Annotated in this window: 15 protein-coding genes; 10 read left to right on the top strand and 5 right to left on the bottom strand. The window is 62.3% G+C overall.

The genetic code is table 11. The features are described from left to right. Nucleotides 1-179 precede the first annotated feature (179 nt). From NCS02_RS07480 to NCS02_RS07495, 4 genes are all read left to right on the top strand, one after another. Nucleotides 180-1,445, top strand: coding sequence for a YeaH/YhbH family protein (locus tag NCS02_RS07480; protein ID WP_008349643.1), 1,266 nt, complete (start codon nt 180-182; stop codon nt 1,443-1,445). Continuing rightward, nucleotides 1,442-3,106, top strand: a complete 1,665-nt coding sequence (locus NCS02_RS07485; RefSeq protein ID WP_008349642.1) for a SpoVR family protein — start codon at nt 1,442-1,444, stop codon at nt 3,104-3,106. Before NCS02_RS07480 ends, NCS02_RS07485 begins: the two co-directional genes overlap by 4 nt. A gap of 168 nt (nt 3,107-3,274) precedes the next feature. Then, complete coding sequence (locus NCS02_RS07490; RefSeq protein ID WP_250480521.1) at nt 3,275-3,985, top strand: LysM peptidoglycan-binding domain-containing protein; 711 nt, start codon at nt 3,275-3,277, stop codon at nt 3,983-3,985. 14 nt (nt 3,986-3,999) lie between these two features. Next, nucleotides 4,000-4,440 carry a lysozyme inhibitor LprI family protein gene (locus tag NCS02_RS07495; protein ID WP_175982893.1) on the top strand — a complete coding sequence of 147 codons (441 nt, stop codon included), beginning with the start codon at nt 4,000-4,002 and terminating at the stop codon, nt 4,438-4,440. Nucleotides 4,441-4,499: 59 nt separating this feature from the next. Here NCS02_RS07495 and NCS02_RS07500 read toward each other — a convergent pair whose 3' ends face one another. Both NCS02_RS07500 and NCS02_RS07505 read right to left on the bottom strand, forming a co-directional pair. Next, nucleotides 4,500-5,729 carry a hypothetical protein gene (locus NCS02_RS07500; protein WP_250519459.1) on the bottom strand — a complete coding sequence of 410 codons (1,230 nt, stop codon included), beginning with the start codon at nt 5,727-5,729 and terminating at the stop codon, nt 4,500-4,502. A gap of 121 nt (nt 5,730-5,850) precedes the next feature. After that, nucleotides 5,851-6,912 carry an AI-2E family transporter gene (locus NCS02_RS07505; RefSeq protein WP_175982891.1) on the bottom strand — a complete coding sequence of 354 codons (1,062 nt, stop codon included), beginning with the start codon at nt 6,910-6,912 and terminating at the stop codon, nt 5,851-5,853. Between the two features lie 244 nt (nt 6,913-7,156). Here NCS02_RS07505 and rarD point away from each other — a divergent pair, with 244 nt between their 5' ends. Beyond that, a complete protein-coding gene (gene rarD / locus NCS02_RS07510; RefSeq protein ID WP_008349632.1) occupies nt 7,157-8,032 on the top strand; it encodes an EamA family transporter RarD in 876 nt (291 codons plus the stop codon). Nucleotides 8,033-8,036: 4 nt separating this feature from the next. Here the strand turns inward: rarD and NCS02_RS07515 are convergent, their stop codons facing one another. Both NCS02_RS07515 and NCS02_RS07520 read right to left on the bottom strand, forming a co-directional pair. After that, on the bottom strand, nt 8,037-9,032 hold the full coding sequence (locus tag NCS02_RS07515) for an aldo/keto reductase (RefSeq protein ID WP_008349630.1): 996 nt from the start codon (nt 9,030-9,032) through the stop codon (nt 8,037-8,039). 40 nt (nt 9,033-9,072) lie between these two features. Continuing rightward, nucleotides 9,073-10,464, bottom strand: coding sequence for a DHA2 family efflux MFS transporter permease subunit (locus NCS02_RS07520; RefSeq protein ID WP_250519460.1), 1,392 nt, complete (start codon nt 10,462-10,464; stop codon nt 9,073-9,075). 153 nt (nt 10,465-10,617) lie between these two features. On the opposite strand from NCS02_RS07520, the gene NCS02_RS07525 reads away from it, so the two are divergent. Beyond that, the gene (locus NCS02_RS07525) at nt 10,618-11,478 is read left to right on the top strand and encodes a LysR family transcriptional regulator (RefSeq protein ID WP_008349626.1); all 861 of its coding nucleotides are present in this window, start codon (nt 10,618-10,620) and stop codon (nt 11,476-11,478) included. 113 nt (nt 11,479-11,591) lie between these two features. Then, on the top strand, nt 11,592-13,250 hold the full coding sequence (locus NCS02_RS07530) for a tannase/feruloyl esterase family alpha/beta hydrolase (protein ID WP_250522962.1): 1,659 nt from the start codon (nt 11,592-11,594) through the stop codon (nt 13,248-13,250). Nucleotides 13,251-13,262: 12 nt separating this feature from the next. Here NCS02_RS07530 and NCS02_RS07535 read toward each other — a convergent pair whose 3' ends face one another. Further along, entirely contained in the window at nt 13,263-13,661 is a 399-nt protein-coding gene (locus NCS02_RS07535) for a DUF2917 domain-containing protein (RefSeq protein ID WP_250518196.1), read from the bottom strand. Nucleotides 13,662-13,937: 276 nt separating this feature from the next. On the opposite strand from NCS02_RS07535, the gene NCS02_RS07540 reads away from it, so the two are divergent. The 3 genes from NCS02_RS07540 to NCS02_RS07550 all read left to right on the top strand — a co-directional run bounded on the left by NCS02_RS07540 (nt 13,938) and on the right by NCS02_RS07550 (nt 16,068). Beyond that, complete coding sequence (locus tag NCS02_RS07540; protein WP_008349620.1) at nt 13,938-14,291, top strand: YciI family protein; 354 nt, start codon at nt 13,938-13,940, stop codon at nt 14,289-14,291. A gap of 77 nt (nt 14,292-14,368) precedes the next feature. Continuing rightward, nucleotides 14,369-14,767 (top strand): VOC family protein, encoded by a 399-nt coding sequence (locus NCS02_RS07545; RefSeq protein WP_175982886.1) that lies wholly within the window; start codon nt 14,369-14,371, stop codon nt 14,765-14,767. Further along, nucleotides 14,764-16,068, top strand: coding sequence for an RNA polymerase sigma factor (locus NCS02_RS07550; protein ID WP_250519462.1), 1,305 nt, complete (start codon nt 14,764-14,766; stop codon nt 16,066-16,068). The genes NCS02_RS07545 and NCS02_RS07550 overlap by 4 nt, the downstream gene beginning before the upstream one ends. The last annotated feature ends 147 nt before the right edge of the window (nt 16,069-16,215 follow it).

A 16,215-nucleotide genomic window follows, 5' to 3' on the forward strand; every position in this document is an offset into this window, starting at 1 on the left:
GCGCTCGAAGCGCCTGGCTCCGGTCCCGCGCAAAGCGATAGTCAGGAAGTCCCGGCGGCCCGGGCGCGTGGATTGCAACCGGACCGCACAGTGGACAGTTTGCGAGACGAAAGACGCTGCGATCAGTCGAAGCTCCGCGCAGCGCCTCACAACCTCGCCAATAACGCGGGAGACTGGATGTGCTGCACCAAATCATCGACCGCAGGTTAGCCGGCAAGAACAAGAGCATCGCCAATCGCGAGCGCTTCCTGCGACGCGTCAAGAGTTACATTCGCCGCGCCGTTTCCGACGCGGTGCGCGATCGCAGCATCAAAGACATTCAAAGCACTCAGAGCATCACCATTCCCAAGAAGGACATCTCCGAGCCCTCGTTCCGTCACGGACCGGGCGGCAAGCGCGAGTACGTTCATCCGGGCAATGCGGATTACATTCGCGGTGACAAGATTCCGCGCCCGCCGGGCGGCGCGGGCGGCGGCGGCAAGAGCGCGAGCAACGAAGGCGAAGGGCAGGACGACTTCGTTTTCGAGCTGTCGCGCGAAGAGTTCATGCAGTACTTCTTCGACGATCTCGAACTGCCGCGCCTCGTCAAGACGCAACTGCTCGCCGTGCCGACGTGGAAGAACGTGCGCGCGGGCTGGGCGGCGGAAGGCACGCCCAACAATATCGACGTGGTGAGATCGCTGCGCTCCGCGCTCGGACGGCGCATCGCGCTCGGCTGGCCGCTTGCATCGCAACTGCGTGAGATGGAGCGCCAGCTCGAACAGCTGAAGGAAGAGAACGGCGATCCCGAAGACATCGCCCGGCTCGAAGCGGATATTGTCATCATGCAGGGCCGGATCACGCGCATTCCGTTCATCGATCCGTTCGACCTGCGCTACATCAATCGCGTGAAGCAGCCGACGCCGTCGAGCAAGGCCGTGATGTTCTGCCTGATGGACGTCTCCGGTTCGATGGACGAGCAACGCAAGGATTTGTCCAAGCGCTTCTTCATCCTTTTGTATCTGTTCCTGCAGCGGAACTACGAGAAGATCGAAGTCGTGTTCATCCGGCACCATACGCGCGCGGAAGAAGTGGACGAAGACACGTTCTTCCATTCGACGGAAAGCGGCGGCACGGTTGTGTCGAGCGCGCTCGAACTCATGAAGAAGATCATGGACGAGCGTTATTCGCCGACTGAATGGAACATTTACGGCGCGCAGGCATCGGACGGCGACAACTGGACGGACGACTCGCCCAAGTGCCGCAAGCTGCTCGCGGAAGACATCCTGCCGAAGGTCCGGTATTTTGCCTATATTCAAGTTGCGCCGGAGGAGCAGAATCTCTGGTTGGAGTATGCTCAGCTTGCGATGGGCGCGCCTGAACTCGCCATGAAGAAGGTCGATTCGGCGGCGGACATCTATCCGGTGTTCCGCGAGCTGTTCGAAAAGCAGCAGGCGGCCGCATGACGACGCGGCATTTGCACAACGAGACGCGTGGGTATCAGCTGGAAGGCACGGACGATCGTGTGGATTCCCAGCTCGAATCAGAGGCCAGGCAACGCAAGGCGTCCGCGAAAGCAGACGGCGCGCACGAGGAAGGCAGAATGAATGTATCGGAGAAGCGGCGACCGCTGCCGTGCCCGTCGGACTGGAGCGTCGAACTGATCGAGGAGTACGACGCCGAGATATCGCGCGTCGCGAACCGTTATGGTCTCGACACCTATCCGATCCAACTGGAAATCATCAGCTCCGAGCAGATGATGGATGCGTATGCGTCCGTCGGCATGCCGGTGAATTATCGCCACTGGTCGTTCGGCAAGCACTTTCTTGCGACCGAGAAAGGCTATCGGCGCGGGCAGATGGGCCTCGCGTATGAGATCGTTATCAACTCGAATCCCTGCATCGCGTATCTCATGGAAGAGAACACCATGACGATGCAGGCACTCGTGATTGCGCACGCCGCGTACGGGCATAACTCCTTTTTCAAGGGCAATTATCTTTTCCGCCTGTGGACGGACGCGCACGCGATCATCGATTACCTCGTCTATGCGAAGAATTACATCGCGGAGTGCGAGGAGCGTTACGGGCTGGATCGCGTCGAGGAACTGCTCGATTCGTGCCACGCGCTGATGAATTACGGCGTCGATCGCTACAAGCGGCCGCAGAAACTGTCGCTGGCGAAGGAAGCGGCGATGCGCCGCGAGCGCGAAGCGTATCTGCAATCGCAGGTCAACGAACTGTGGCGCACGCTGCCCAAGGGCAAGGAGCCGTCGCCCGAGGAAACCGAGAGCCGGTATCCGCCGGAGCCGCAGGAGAATCTGCTGTATTTCGCGGAGAAGAATGCGCCGTTGCTTGAGCCGTGGGAGCGGGAAGTGATCCGCATCGTGCGCAAGATCGGGCAATATTTTTATCCGCAGCGGCAGACGCAAGTCATGAACGAAGGCTGGGCCACGTTCTGGCATTACACATTGCTGAACACGCTCTATAACGAAGGCCGTCTCGAAGACAGCTTCATGATGGAGTTTCTGCATTCGCATTCGAATGTGGTGTATCAGCCGCCGGTGACGAAGCCGTATTACAGCGGCATCAATCCGTACGCCCTCGGCTTTTCGATGATGAGCGACATTCGCCGCATCTGCGAAAACCCGACGGACGAGGATCGCGAATGGTTCCCGGAACTCGCGGGAAGCGACTGGCTGGAATCGCTGCATTATGCGATGCGCAACTTCAAGGACGAGAGCTTTATCGCGCAGTATCTGTCGCCGCATCTGATCCGGGAAATGCGTCTGTTCTCGATTCTCGATGACGATATGCGCGATGCGCTGGAAGTGTCGGCCATTCATGACGACAGCGGATATCGTTACGTGCGTCAGGCGCTGTCGCGGCAATACGATATTCATCATCGGGAGCCGAACATTCAGGTTTATTCGGTGAACACGCGTGGGGATCGCAGCCTGACGCTGCGGCATTTCATGACGGATAACCGCCATCTCGCGAACGATAGCGACGAAGTGCTCAAGCACATGGCGCGCTTGTGGCAATTCGACGTTTATCTGGAAAGCGTCGATGAAAACGGAACGGTGAGGAAGCGGTTCGAATGCCGGTATACGGCGCCGAGTACGCGCTGACATCACCTCCGACAGTTATCTGAACAACGCGCGCCGTCTTGAAAGGACGGCGCGTTTTTTTTTGCTCAGACGTCGCTTCGCATGGATCGCAGTCAGCCACGAATTAAGAGGATTCGTCTAAACAATCTGCGCTACATGACTGAGAATTGTCCGCAGGAGGATCGAACCATGGCGGACAATTCAGCACCCAGTTTTGATAAATGGCGCGACGGAATAAGTGCAGCGGTTGGGGATGATAGATGGAACAGTTGGGACAATGAAGTTCAACTGGCGGTCAGCGAATTCAATCATCACCTGATCGGAAACGCGGGATATCGACCGCTCGATTGGCGGATCATCAAGGCAATGACATGGGTCGAATCCGGCGCCAACAGTTCCGAATGGAAAAAGAAGCCGATGCAAATAGGTGTAGCAGGAGATCCGGGGCTGTCAGCGCTGCTCTCTGCCAAGGAAGGTGGAGACTTGATTCTGCCGCCAGCATGGAAGTCCCGCCTCACGGTCGCGTCGGTCAGAGCAGACCCCCTTCATAACATTCGGGCGGGAGTGGGTTATCTGCTCATGCGTTCGGCAAGATTCGAGTACCGAAGTGTGCTGGACGGCGATTCCAGAACGTTCGATGTAACCGTCAAGGCTGGCGATAGCCTCGAAAAGATCGCAAAGGCGCAGGGGAGTACGGTCGATGTGCTCAAAAGCCTGAATCCGGCAGCGAATATCCTGCGCTCGGGTCAAATCTTAAAGTGCCGAAAGGCATCGATCGGACAAGTCATCACTGGCTGGCGACCGATAAACTCAGCCATGATTGCGAATCGCTATAACGGCGGTGGGGACAGCGAGTACGCAAAAAAATTCGACTACGTCTGGACCATTATTGCGCGATGAAGAATGAGAAGGCCATGAGTACGTTAAGGCGCGTCGGCGTGAGTCTAATAGCCTGCTTTCCATTTTTCGGTCATGCAAATTCAGTGTTGAGCGAAAAGGAACTACGCGCACAATGCAGTTCACTCCACTTTTCGCAGGTGCACGTGCGCGCGTGCCTGGAGGAAAAAGCAAATCAGAGCGAACGCGATTTGAAACAGGCCGAACAGAATGCTATCAGCGCGCTCGCGCAGTGGGATGAAGACGACAGATTCAGCCGCGCGGCCCGAGCGGGTCTCTCAACGTCGAATAAGTCGTTCACTCAGTATCGTGAGGCTCAATGCAAATTCTCAGCGTCACTCAATGGTGGGGCCGCAGGGAATTCTCACGAGATCAGGCGACTCGCGTGCATCGCAGAACTCAACAGCAGACGCGCAGAACAACTGCGCAGCGCAGCGTCGGAACTACCTTCGAAGTAACCGGGGTGAGTGGCATGGCAGCGCGCCAATGCTGCGAGACCACCACTACGCGCCGCAATTCAGATCGCCTTCAACTTGATAACCAGCGTGCGTTTCCCTCGTTCGATAGTCACCTCGCCGGTCGCGGCCGCGTTCAACAGTTCGAGCAGACGGACGAACTTAAGCGTCGCAACCGACGTCCGCTCAACCATGACGACCCGATCGCCAATCTCGATGCCGCTTGCGGCCAATCTGCCGTCCGGTGCGAGTGCGGCGACCCTGTAGCGATCGCCAGCGCGCTGCAGGCCAGCGCCGATAATAGAGGGCGTGCTGTCTTTGGGCGTATCGGGAAGATCGAAGCAGAACCGGTAGTGACGGAAATCCATTTCGAAGCGGTCCATCTTTTCCAGCAAGCCCTGGCCGATACGAGGCGTTGGTGAGCCTGCCAGCACCGTGAGTTTCGGTAGCGCCTTCTGACCGATGGCGAATCCGGCGATCAAACCCTGCTGATTCGGCGTGAATCGATCGGTCGCATCGTAGGAAAAGGTCGTATTGATGCGCTCGAACCATTGCGCTTCCGCGATCGCATCGAACGTTTCCTGTGGCAGCGCGACATCCCCGTTGTCGCCCGTATCGAGCAGGAACGGCAAAGATTCGTCCCTGAGACGCAGTTCGATGAGCGGCGTTCGCTGCGCGGCATCCAGCGTCATGAACGCGCACTGCTGCCATGCATGCGCAGGTGCTTCGCCGGCATACGCGGAGAGCCGCCCGGCAACATAATCGGCTCGCCATGTCAGATTGCGCATCGACTCCATCCCGATGATGCCGTCGAAAGGCCTCTCATCGACGGAAGAAAGGCGCGCCATGTCACCGATGAGCACCGGTCCGCCCGCCGCCATCGACCAACCGTCGAGACGGATCGCCGGACTCGTGCCAAGCTCCATGCGCATCGTGTCGCTCGCCGTTCCGCTCGTGACGGCGCGGTCGCCAACGGGCTCCGATAGCAGGCCGTTCCTGAGGAAAACCGCTTCGGCGGCCGGCGTCATCGGGACGGCGGCCAGCCGACCGCGACTATCGAGTACGTTCAGGGTCGCACCTGTATCCAGAAGGACCCGCACTGATTTGCCGTCCGCGCTGCGCGCCTCGAGGAGCCAGTGGCCGTCACGCTTGAGGGGAACCGAAAGCACCGGAACGTCGTCGGCCGCGGCGGGCATGTCGTCGTGCCTGCCGTTGCAACCGGCGAGCACCGCGCAAAGTAAAAAGCCAGTTGCCGTTGCTCGAAGTTTTGCGAGTCTGGGATCGGTTGTCATGCGGTACTGCCGGATGGTGGTTCGAAACCGCCACCATACAGACAGCCTACACGCCAAGACACATCTTCTTGATGATTCGTTACAGACGAGCAGGCCACGACACCAGGCAGACCAACGCGCGTCACTCGCCCCGGCCGCTCACCCCATCCTGCGAAAACAAATCCCAGCTCGCCATGAACAGCGCCGCGACGAGCGGCCCGATCACGAACCCGTTGATGCCGAAAAGCGCCATCCCGCCGAGCGTCGAAATGAGCACGACCCAGTCCGGCATTTTCGTATCCTTGCCGACGAGAATCGGTCGCAGTACGTTATCGACGAGCCCGATCACCACGACGCAGAACGCGACCAGAATCAGCCCCTTGACGATTTGCCCCGTCATGAAAAAGTAGAGCGCGGCGGGCGCCCACACGATTGCCGCGCCGACCGCGGGCAGCAGCGACAAAAACGCCATCAGCACGCCCCACAAAAGCGAACCGCCGATGCCGAGAATCCAGAAAATCAGCCCGCCGAGAAGACCCTGCACGGCCGCAACCGCGATGTTCCCCTTGACCGTCGCGCGCACCACGGTCGTGAACTTCGCGATCAGATGCTGCTTCGGCTCGGGATCGAGCGGAATCGCGCGCCGGATGCGCCGTCCGATTTCGCCGCCATCGCGCAGTAGAAAAAACACCAGATAAAGCATCACGCCGAAGCTCACCACGAACTGGAACGTGTTCTGCCCGATCGACAGCGCCTGCGTCGCGGCGAACTGGCTGATCTGCGACGCGCCTTCCATCAGCTTGCGCTGCACGCCGGGAATGTCGTCGAGTCCATAACGGCCGAGCAGTTGCTGCACCGACGCCGGCAACGCGTGCAGCACATGCTGGAAGTAAAGCCCGAAATTCAGCTCGCCGCTCTTGATCCGCGCGTAGACGAGGGCGATTTCCTGCACGAGCGTCACCGCGACGATCGCGAGCGGAATGATGACGATGAGAATCGCGGCGGCCAGCGTCGTCAGCGCGGCGAGGTTTCGACGCTTGCCGAAGCGCGCGGCGAGGTAACGCTGCATCGGCTGAAACAGGATCGCGAGAATCGCACCCCAGAAGATGGCGCCAAAAAACGGCAGCAGCACCCAGGCGAGCGCGAGCGTCACGACGCACAGCAGGATATGGAAGAAATTCTGATTGACGTTGTGGTTATTCATTAGCGGCCAGGAAACAAACAAAAGGGCGAAGAGCGGGGCGTTCGCGCTAGGGTTCGAGCAAGAATTCGTCCAAGGGTTCGCCGCGAACCGGCCGATTGTTCGGTCACTGCTGGAGCCGAACCGCTCGCGTCGACTAAAATCCGGCTTCCAATCCTTGCGGATCGCTTTCCGGGAACACGGCGAGCAGGCGCGCGAACGAGCCGATCGTTCGTACGCGGCGTTTATCCGCTCAACGCATCGAACAATGAATCCAGGCGTCGTCTACGCATTCGCGGCCTTTGCCATCTGGGGCCTTTTTCCGATTTACTTCAAGGCCTTGCATTCGATCGGCGCGGTCGAGATGCTCGCGCATCGCATGGCGTGGTCGATGGCATTCCTGCTGATCGTCATGACCGTGCGGCGTCAATGGAAGTGGCTCGGCCCCGTCCTGCGCGACAAGCGTCTGCTTGCGCGTTTCGCCGCGAGCGCCGTGCTGCTGTCGGCGAACTGGGGCATCTATATCTGGGCGGTGAACGACGGGCGCATCGTCGAGGCGAGTCTCGGCTACTTCATCAACCCGCTCGTCAACGTGCTGTTCGGGATGGCGTTCCTGCACGAGCGGCTGCGGCCGGTGCAGTGGCTCGCGGTGACGATCGCCGCGGCAGGCGTCGCGTGGCTGACGTGGGTGAACGGCGCGCCGCCGTGGATCAGTCTCGCGCTCGCGCTGACCTTCGGCGGCTACGGGCTGTTGCGCAAGACCGCATCGCTCGGCGCGCTCGAAGGACTCACGCTCGAAACGATGCTGTTGTGTCCCGTTGCGCTGCTGTATCTCTTTTTTCTGAATTCGCACGGCGGCAGCGGCTTCGAACATGCCTCGCTCAGCGTGAAACTGCTGCTTGCGGCGGCGGGGCCCGTGACCGCGGTGCCGCTGCTGCTGTTCGCGGCAGGCGCGCGGCGCATTCCGCTATCGATGCTCGGGCTCATCCAGTACATCACGCCGTCGCTGCAATTGCTGATCGGCGTCGTGATCTATCACGAGTTCTTCGGGCACGATCAGGTGATCGGCTATGGCGCCATCTGGACCGCGCTCGCGATCTACTCGCTCGAAGGCGTGGTTCGCGCCCGCGCGGCCCGCGTCTGAACGATCAGCGCAACGCGTCGCCGAAGCGGTATTCGACCGTCGCTTCATCGAGCTTCGCCTTGATGTCGGGATCGATCGGCTGATCGACGGCCGCGAGCGTCTCGTTCAGCTGATCGGGCCGGCTCGCGCCGATGATCGCCGACGTCACCGCCGGATTCGCCAGCACCCACGCGAGCGCCGTGCTCGCGAGCGAGCGTCCGGTCGGCGCAACGATTCCGTTGATCGCTTCGATGGTGTGAAATTCGCGCTCGTGCCAGTAGCGCTGCGTATACATCGCGCCTGCCTTGCCGACCGCGCCGGTGAAGCGTCCGTCGCTCGGGGCGGCGTCGTAGCGGTGCTTGCCCGTCAGCAGTCCGCCGGCGAGCGGGTTGTAGGGAATGACGGCGAGTCCTTCCTCGGTCGCGAGCGGCAGCAATTCGCGCTCGATCTGGCGAAAGAGCAGGTTGTAGCGCGGCTGCACGGAGACGAAACGCGCGGCGCGCAGCACATCCGAGCGGCCGAGCGCGCGCGCCAGCCGGTACGCCAGAAAATTCGACACGCCGATATAGCGCGCCTTGCCTTGCCGCACGATGGTATCGAGCGCTTCGAGCATCTCGTCGAGCGGCGTGTCGTGATCGTCGTTGTGAAGCTGATAGAGATCGACGTAATCGGTATCGAGCCGTTTAAGCGATGCATCGATCGCGTCGAGCAGATGCTTGCGCGATGCGCCCTTGTGCCACGCGAGCGGCCCCATTTCATGCACGGCCTTGGTCGCGAGAATGTAATGGTCGCGACGGCCTTTCAGCCAGCGGCCGACGATTTCCTCGGTGCGGCCCGCGAGATCGTGCCCGCTGCCGAGCGGATAGACGTTCGCCGTGTCGATGAAATTGACGCCCGCGTCCGCCGCCCGGTCCATGATGCTGCGCGACACGTCTTCCTCGGTCTGCAGGCCGAAGGTCATCGTGCCGAGGGTGAGACGCGAAACGGTGAGACCGGTATTGCCGAATTTGCGGTATTGCACGGTTGCGCTCCAAAGATCGGTTGGACGGACAGAATACTTGCTATGCCGCGCGCTTGCCCGCTGCGGCAGGCGCGGAGCGGCCCGGCGCGTCATCGAGATAGCGGAACACGACACCCGACAGCAACGTGACGACGCCCATGCACACGAAACTCAGCTTGAAGCCGGTCGCAGTCGAGAACGACCCCTCGAAGAGCTGCACGAGCGAGCCGCCGATCGACACGCCCAAACCGATCGCGAGCATCTGCACCATCGAGAAGAGGCTGTTGCCGCTGCCCGCGTCCTTGCTCGACAGGCCTTTCAACGTGACGCTGTTCATCGCGGCGAACTGCATCGAGTTGCACGCGCCGAACACGGCGAGAATCGCGATTTCGACGGCGAGCGGCAGCGTCGGCGAAAACAGCGCGAACGCGACGATCGACGCGCCCACGAGCGCCGTGTTCACGAGCAGGAACATGTCGTAGCCGTAACGCTTCACGAGCTGCGCGATCCAGCGCTTGCTGATCGTGCCGGCGATGGCGATCGGCAGCATCATCAGACCCGAATGCAGCGGGCTGTAGCCGAGTTCGAGCTGCATCAGAAGCGGCAGCAGAAACGGCACGGCGCTCGATCCGATCCGGCATAGCAGATTGCCGATCAGCCCGACGCTGAAGTTCGGCTCGCGAAAGAGCGCGAGCCGAAAGAGCGGATTGCGCTTCTTGCGCGCGTACGGAACATAAGCGAACGCCGACACGGCCGCGAGCGCGAACAGCGCCGCCGATACCGCGCCGCGATGCGTCTCGACCGGGCAATCGAGCGCGAGCGAGAACGACACCATGCACATCGAGAGCAAGCCGCAGCCGACGAAGTCGAAGGGCGGGGCGTCATGCACCGTGTCGTTCGGCAGGAAGCGCTGCACCGCATACAGGCCGACCGCGCCGATCGGCACGTTGATCAGGAAGATCCAGTGCCACGAGAACGACTCGACGAACCAGCCGCCAAGCGTCGGGCCGAGAATCGGGCCGACCTGGCCGGCGACGGAGATCATCGCGAGCGCGGAAACGTAGGCTTCGCCCGACACGGCGCGCAATATGGCGAGACGCCCGATCGGCAGCAGCATCGAGCCGCCGACGCCCTGCAGCACGCGCGCGAGCACCAGTTGGTTCACCGAGTGCGCGTTCGCGCAGGCGAGCGAGCCGATCACGAACAGCGAAATGGACACCTGATAGACGCGGCGCGTGCCGAAGCGGTCGGCGAGCCAGCCCGATGCGGGTGTGAGCAGCGCCATCGTGAGCGTGTAGGCGACGACGATCGACTGCATCGCGAGCGGCGCGGCGTTCAGACTGCGCGCGATGGAAGGCAGCGCCGTGTTGACGATGGTCGTGTCGAGCGCCTGCATGAAAAAGCCCACGGCGACGATCCAGAGCAGTGCCGTGTGGGAGGAACCTTTGGTCATGTGGAAGCGGAGTTGCGGAGGGTCGCGCGCCCACGAAAGCCTTTTGAAAACAAGGTCGTTTGCGCGATATGTGAAATCTTAATGACTCCGCACGTCATCGGGAAGACCGCTAGCCGCATTGACTGTCATCGGAATATGCGATGACAATATCGCATGCTCAATCCAGTCTGGCTGACGACATTCGCGACGGTGGCCGCGTCGCACAGCTTCACCGACGCCGGGCGCCAGCTCGGGCTGCGGCAGTCGAGCGTGTCCGAGCATATTCGTCGCCTGGAGGAGAGCGTCGGGCGGCGGCTTTTCGTGCGCGATACGCATTCGCTCGCGCTCACCGCCGACGGCGAAGCGATGCTGGTCCACGCCCGCGTGATTCTGGAAGCGATGGCGCACGCGCAGTCGCAGTTCAGCTCGCCGCGGCTGCGCGGACGCGTGCGGCTCGGCTCATCGGACGATATCGCGCTCGGGCCGCTGCCGAGCGTGCTCGCGGCCTTTCGCGACACGCATCCCGATGTCGAGCTGGAGATTACGATCGGCATGACGGGACGGCTCTATCAGATGGTCGATGCGGGCGAGCTCGATCTCGCGGTCGGCAAGCGGCGTCTGGGCGATGCGCGCGGCATGCGGCTTTTTTCCGGCCGGCTCGAATGGCTCGCGAAGCCGGGAACGGTCGTCGATACGAAAGAGCCGCTGCCGCTCATTCTGGTCTCGGAGCCGAGCGTCACGCGCGGCGTCGTGCTCGATTCGCTCGCGATGTCCGGCGCAAGCTGGCAGATGGTCTGCACGAGCAGCAGCCACGCCGGCTGCATCGCCGCGGCGCGCGGCGGTCTCGGGCTGACGGTGCGCTCGCATTTCCTGGCGGCGCGCGGACTCGCGCCGCCGGTGAATCGCGCCGACTTGCCCGAATTGCCCGAAGTGGAATTCATCGCGTTCGGCGCCAAACATCTGAGCCGTCCGGCCGAAACCTTGCTACAGCTTCTGGAAAATAGCGATCTGCGCGGCGAATGGGACGGCGAATGACATGCGCGGGCAGCGCACCGGACGCGGCCCTGCAACGACCGGCAGACCCGAATGGCTATCTGCAAACTGTTCTTATATATTGTGCGGCGTTTGAAGTAGCCACCTTAAAAGACGTGCTTCGGTTCTTCCTTTTCTTCACTTCCGGTTTGCCCGGCATCCGTGCGCTTCTCGCGGCGATCGCGTTCGCCGCGTGCTCGAACGCCCACGCGGCGACCTATCTGACGAAACACTGCGCCGATCTCGAAGGGAAAACCGTGCCCGCGTCGATCATCGGCTTGCCGACGCGCGGCGCGGCGATCGTTTCGGCATCGGTCGTCAAGGCGGCGGCGCTCGGCAACCGCAACGGCGAATACTGCCGCATTACCGGCTTCATCAGGGCGCTGCAGGACACGACGCCCGATATCCGCTTCGAAGTGAATCTGCCGAGCCGCTGGAACGGCCGCGCCCTGCAGATGGGCGGCGGCGGCTACAACGGCACCATCGTTTCCGGCACCGAGCCGATGTCCTTCGCCCCCGATTCGACGCCGCTCGCGCGCGGCTACGCGACCTTCGGCTCCGATTCGGGCCACGTCGGCAATTCGGGGCGCGCGGACTTCGCCGGCAACGACGAAGCCATCGTGAACTTCGGCTTCGGCCATCTGAAGAAAACCCGCGACGTCGCGCTCGCGCTGATCCAGATGGGCTACGGGCGGGCGCCCGAAAAGACCTATTTCGCGGGCGGCTCGACCGGCGGCCGCGAGGGCTTCACGGTGATCGAGCGGTTTCCGAACGACTACGACGGCGTCATCGCCAACGCGCCCGCCATCAACTTTTCCGGCGTGCGGCTGATGGGCGTGAAGGTCGGCCAGGCGTCGTATGCGAAGCCGGGCGGCTTCGTCGGCCTTGCGCAGCAGCGGCGCGTCTTCGAGACCGTCGTGCACGATTGCGACCGGCTCGACGGCGCGGCGGACGGGATCGTCAGCAATGTCGAGGCGTGCAGGAAACTGGAGCCGCAGATCATCGCGTCGCTGCGTTGCGAGAACGGGCAGCGGCCTTCCTTGCGCGACAGTTGTCTGTCGGACGCGCAGATCGACACGCTCGAGACCCTGCGCGACGGCGTCACCTTGCCGTATCCGCTCGCGTATGACGTCAGCGCCTATCCGGGCTACAACGTGTTTCAGGGCGTGGACTTCTCCGGCGCGCTCGGCCTCGGCGATTCGCCGACGCTGCTCAATCCGCCGACGTTCGCCGCGAACGGCTATCTGTTCGCCCAAGGCGATGCCTATATCCGCCACTTCGTCACGCGCGATCTCGCGTTCAGCTCGCTCACGTTCGACGTCGACACGCCCGGGCGCTTCAAGCAGCGCCTCGTCACGCTCGCGTACACCGTCGGCGCGATGAACCCGGATTACACCGCGTTCATCGCGCATGGCGGCAAGCTCATCGCGATGCACGGCCTCGCCGACGAAGTCATCAGCCCGAATCAGACGATCGCGTTTTATCGCGGGCTCGTCGATCGTTACGGAAAGGACAGCGTCGATGCGTTCATGCGGCTCTACATGGTGCCGGGATTCCAGCACGGCAACGGCGTGTTCATCCCCGCGTGGGACGAGCTCGGCGCGCTCGACGACTGGGTGAGCAACGGCATCGCGCCGGAGACGCTCATTGGCAGCGACATCGCGCCCGCCACCAACGGACGCACGCGGCCGATGTGCCGTTATCCGAACTATCCGCGCTATATGGGCAAGGGCAGCATCAACGTCGCGGCGAGCTTCCGTTGTGTCGAGCCGTGAGCATCGGCATCGTCAGAATGCGTTGGCGTGCCGGTCCGATATGCGCGGCCAGTATCTCGCCAGCCAGCGCGACACGAGTCCGCGCTTCGCGACGCGATACGACGTGAGCGACACCTCGATCGGCTGATCGCTCTCGGACGTGAGCCACACACGCTCGCCGCGCGCGAGACGCACGACATCGCCGGGCTTCATCCAGTAATCGTACGGATCGCGATGACGCGTCAGCCAGATCGACGGCGCCGCCGCATCGCCGATGCGCAGTTCGGCGTCGCGCGTGAGCCGCCACGACACCATCTGATGCGGATGCACTTCGACAAAGACCACGACGCGCGCGCCCGATGCAGCAAGGCGCCCGGAAGCGACGCCGTGGCCGACGCCATGACGCGCGAAAACTTGCGATACCTTTTCCATCTCTGCTCTCCATGATGTGAGCCGAAGACGGAACCTTGCACGCAAAAACAAGAAGGCCCCGTCTTGCGGCGGGGCCTTCGGAATCTGTCTGCTTGCTTTTCTGCTAGCGCACACGCTGTCCCGATGACCCGCCACGGATGGCGTTCATGCGGTTTTTAATCGCGGCGATGGAGAAAAGGATGGCTGCGTGCATGTGTCGCAGTATCGATGGGCATGTTCGTGTTTGTCAATATCGAGATAGACTTGAACGCATCAAAAAACATTCGGAGGCTCGTCGTGGCTTATCTGCTACTCGTCGTGGAACCGGTCGAACAGCGTGGCCAGCGCACGGAGGAAGAGGGGCGCGAGGCGTATCGCCAGATGGGCGAATTCGCGGAAGGACTGAAGGCGCGCGGCGTGCTGCGCGCGGTCGAATCGCTGACATCGCTCAGGGATGCGGCGCGCGTCAGCGCAACGAAGGGCGATGCGCGCGTCATCGACGGACCGTTCGCCGAAGCTAAGGAGATGATTGGCGGCTTTTTTCTGATCGATTGCGAAACGCGCGCCGAAGCGGTCGCGATCGCGGCCGAATGTCCGGCAGCGAAATGGTGCACCGTCGAAGTCCGAAAAGTCGGCCCTTGCTATACCTGACACGCGCTTCGTGTCGATTTTCCTGCGCGCCGTTCGTCGTGGTATTGAAAACAGCGATCAACCCGGAGACCGCCGCCATGCACAAACAAATTTTCGTGAACCTTCCCGTTCGCGATCTCAAACGTTCGATGACGTTTTTCAAGGCACTGGGCCTGAGCTTCGATCCGGCGTTCACGAATGACGACGCCGCGTGCCTCGTCATCGGCGAAAACATTTACGCGATGCTGCTCGTCGAAACGTTCTTCCAGACTTTCACCGAAAAACCGATCGTCGATGCCCACGCGAGCACCGAAGCGCTCGTGTGCCTGTCGTGCGAGAGCAGGGCGGAAGTCGACGATCTGGTTGCGAAAGCCATCGCCGCGGGCGGACGTGCGCCGCGCGCGCCGCAGGATCACGGCTTCATGTACGGCCACGGATTCGAAGATCTCGACGGCCATATCTGGGAGCTCGTGCACATGGATCCGGAAGCGGCGTGAGCGGGCGCGCGAAACGGCACAGCACGCGGGACGATGCCGCCCGGCGCGCCATCGACGCGGTGTGGCGCATCGAGTCCGCGAAGGTGATCGCGAGCGTGGCGCGCGTCGTGCGCGACGTCGCGCTTGCCGAGGAACTGGCGCAGGACGCGTTCGTCGCCGCGCTGGAACACTGGAGCCAACCGGGCGTGGGCGTGCCCGAGAAGCCGGGAGCGTGGCTCATGACGACAGCGAAGAACAAGGCGCTCGACCGTCTGCGGCAACACGCGCTGCACGCGCGCAAGCACGAAGAATACGGACGCGATCTCGACGCGCGGGAAGCGCATATCACGCCCGATTTCGTCGATGCGCTCGATGCCGCGCGCGAGGACGACATCGGCGACGATCTGCTGCGGCTCATCTTCACGGCGTGTCATCCGGTGCTGTCCGTCGATGCCCGCGCCGCGCTGACGCTGCGCCTGATCGGCGGACTCACGACGGATGAAATCGCGCGTGCGTTTCTCGTGCCGGAGCCGACGATCGCGCAACGTATCGTGCGCGCGAAGCGCACGCTGTCGGCGGCCCGCGTGCCGTTCGAGGTACCGAAAGCCGATGCGCGCGCCGCGCGGCTCGGATCGGTGCTCGAAGTCATCTATCTGATTTTCAACGAAGGCTATTCGGCGACCGCCGGCGACGACTGGATGCGACCGGCGTTGTGCGAAGACGCGCTCAGGCTCGGGCGCATCCTCGCGGAGCTGACGCCGGATGAGAGCGAGGTTCATGGGCTCGTCGCGCTGATGGAGATTCAGGCGTCGCGGACCAAGGCGCGCGTCGACCGGGAAGGCCGTCCGGTGCTGTTGCCGGATCAGGACCGCAGCCGCTGGGATCCGCTTCTGATCCGGCGCGGGCTTGCCGCGCTGGAGCGATCCGAAGCGCTGGGCGGTGCGCGCGGCGTGTATGCGTTGCAGGCGGCGCTCGCGGCGTGCCATGCGCGCGCGCCGAGCGCCGCCGACACCGACTGGCCGATGATCGTCGCGCTCTACGACGCGCTGATGCAGACTGCGCCGACGCCTGTCGTCGAACTGAATCGCGCGGTCGCCGTGAGCATGGCGTACGGGCCGGAAGCCGCGCTGCCGATCGTCGACACGCTCGCCGACGCACCCGCGCTCAAGAGCTATCACTGGCTGCCGAGCGTGCGGGCGGATCTGCTCGCGAAGCTCGGGCGCAAGAACGAGGCACGCGCGGAATTCGAGCGCGCGGCTTCGCTGACGAAGAACGGGCGGGAACGCGCGTTTCTGCTGGAGCGGGCTGGCGAGATGGGATGAGACTGTGAGAGATGAAATTCGTCCAATCGCGTCATAGATTTAACATAAGACAAATTATCGGCGTTTTTGATGTCACGGCAAAGTTGTAATGTCGTACTTGAGCAAAGTACAGATGTCGCACCGCAGGTATTTCGAGGGCAAGCTGGA

Source organism: Caballeronia sp. NCF2 (assembly GCF_023631205.1).
Lineage (GTDB): Bacteria > Pseudomonadota > Gammaproteobacteria > Burkholderiales > Burkholderiaceae > Caballeronia > Caballeronia zhejiangensis.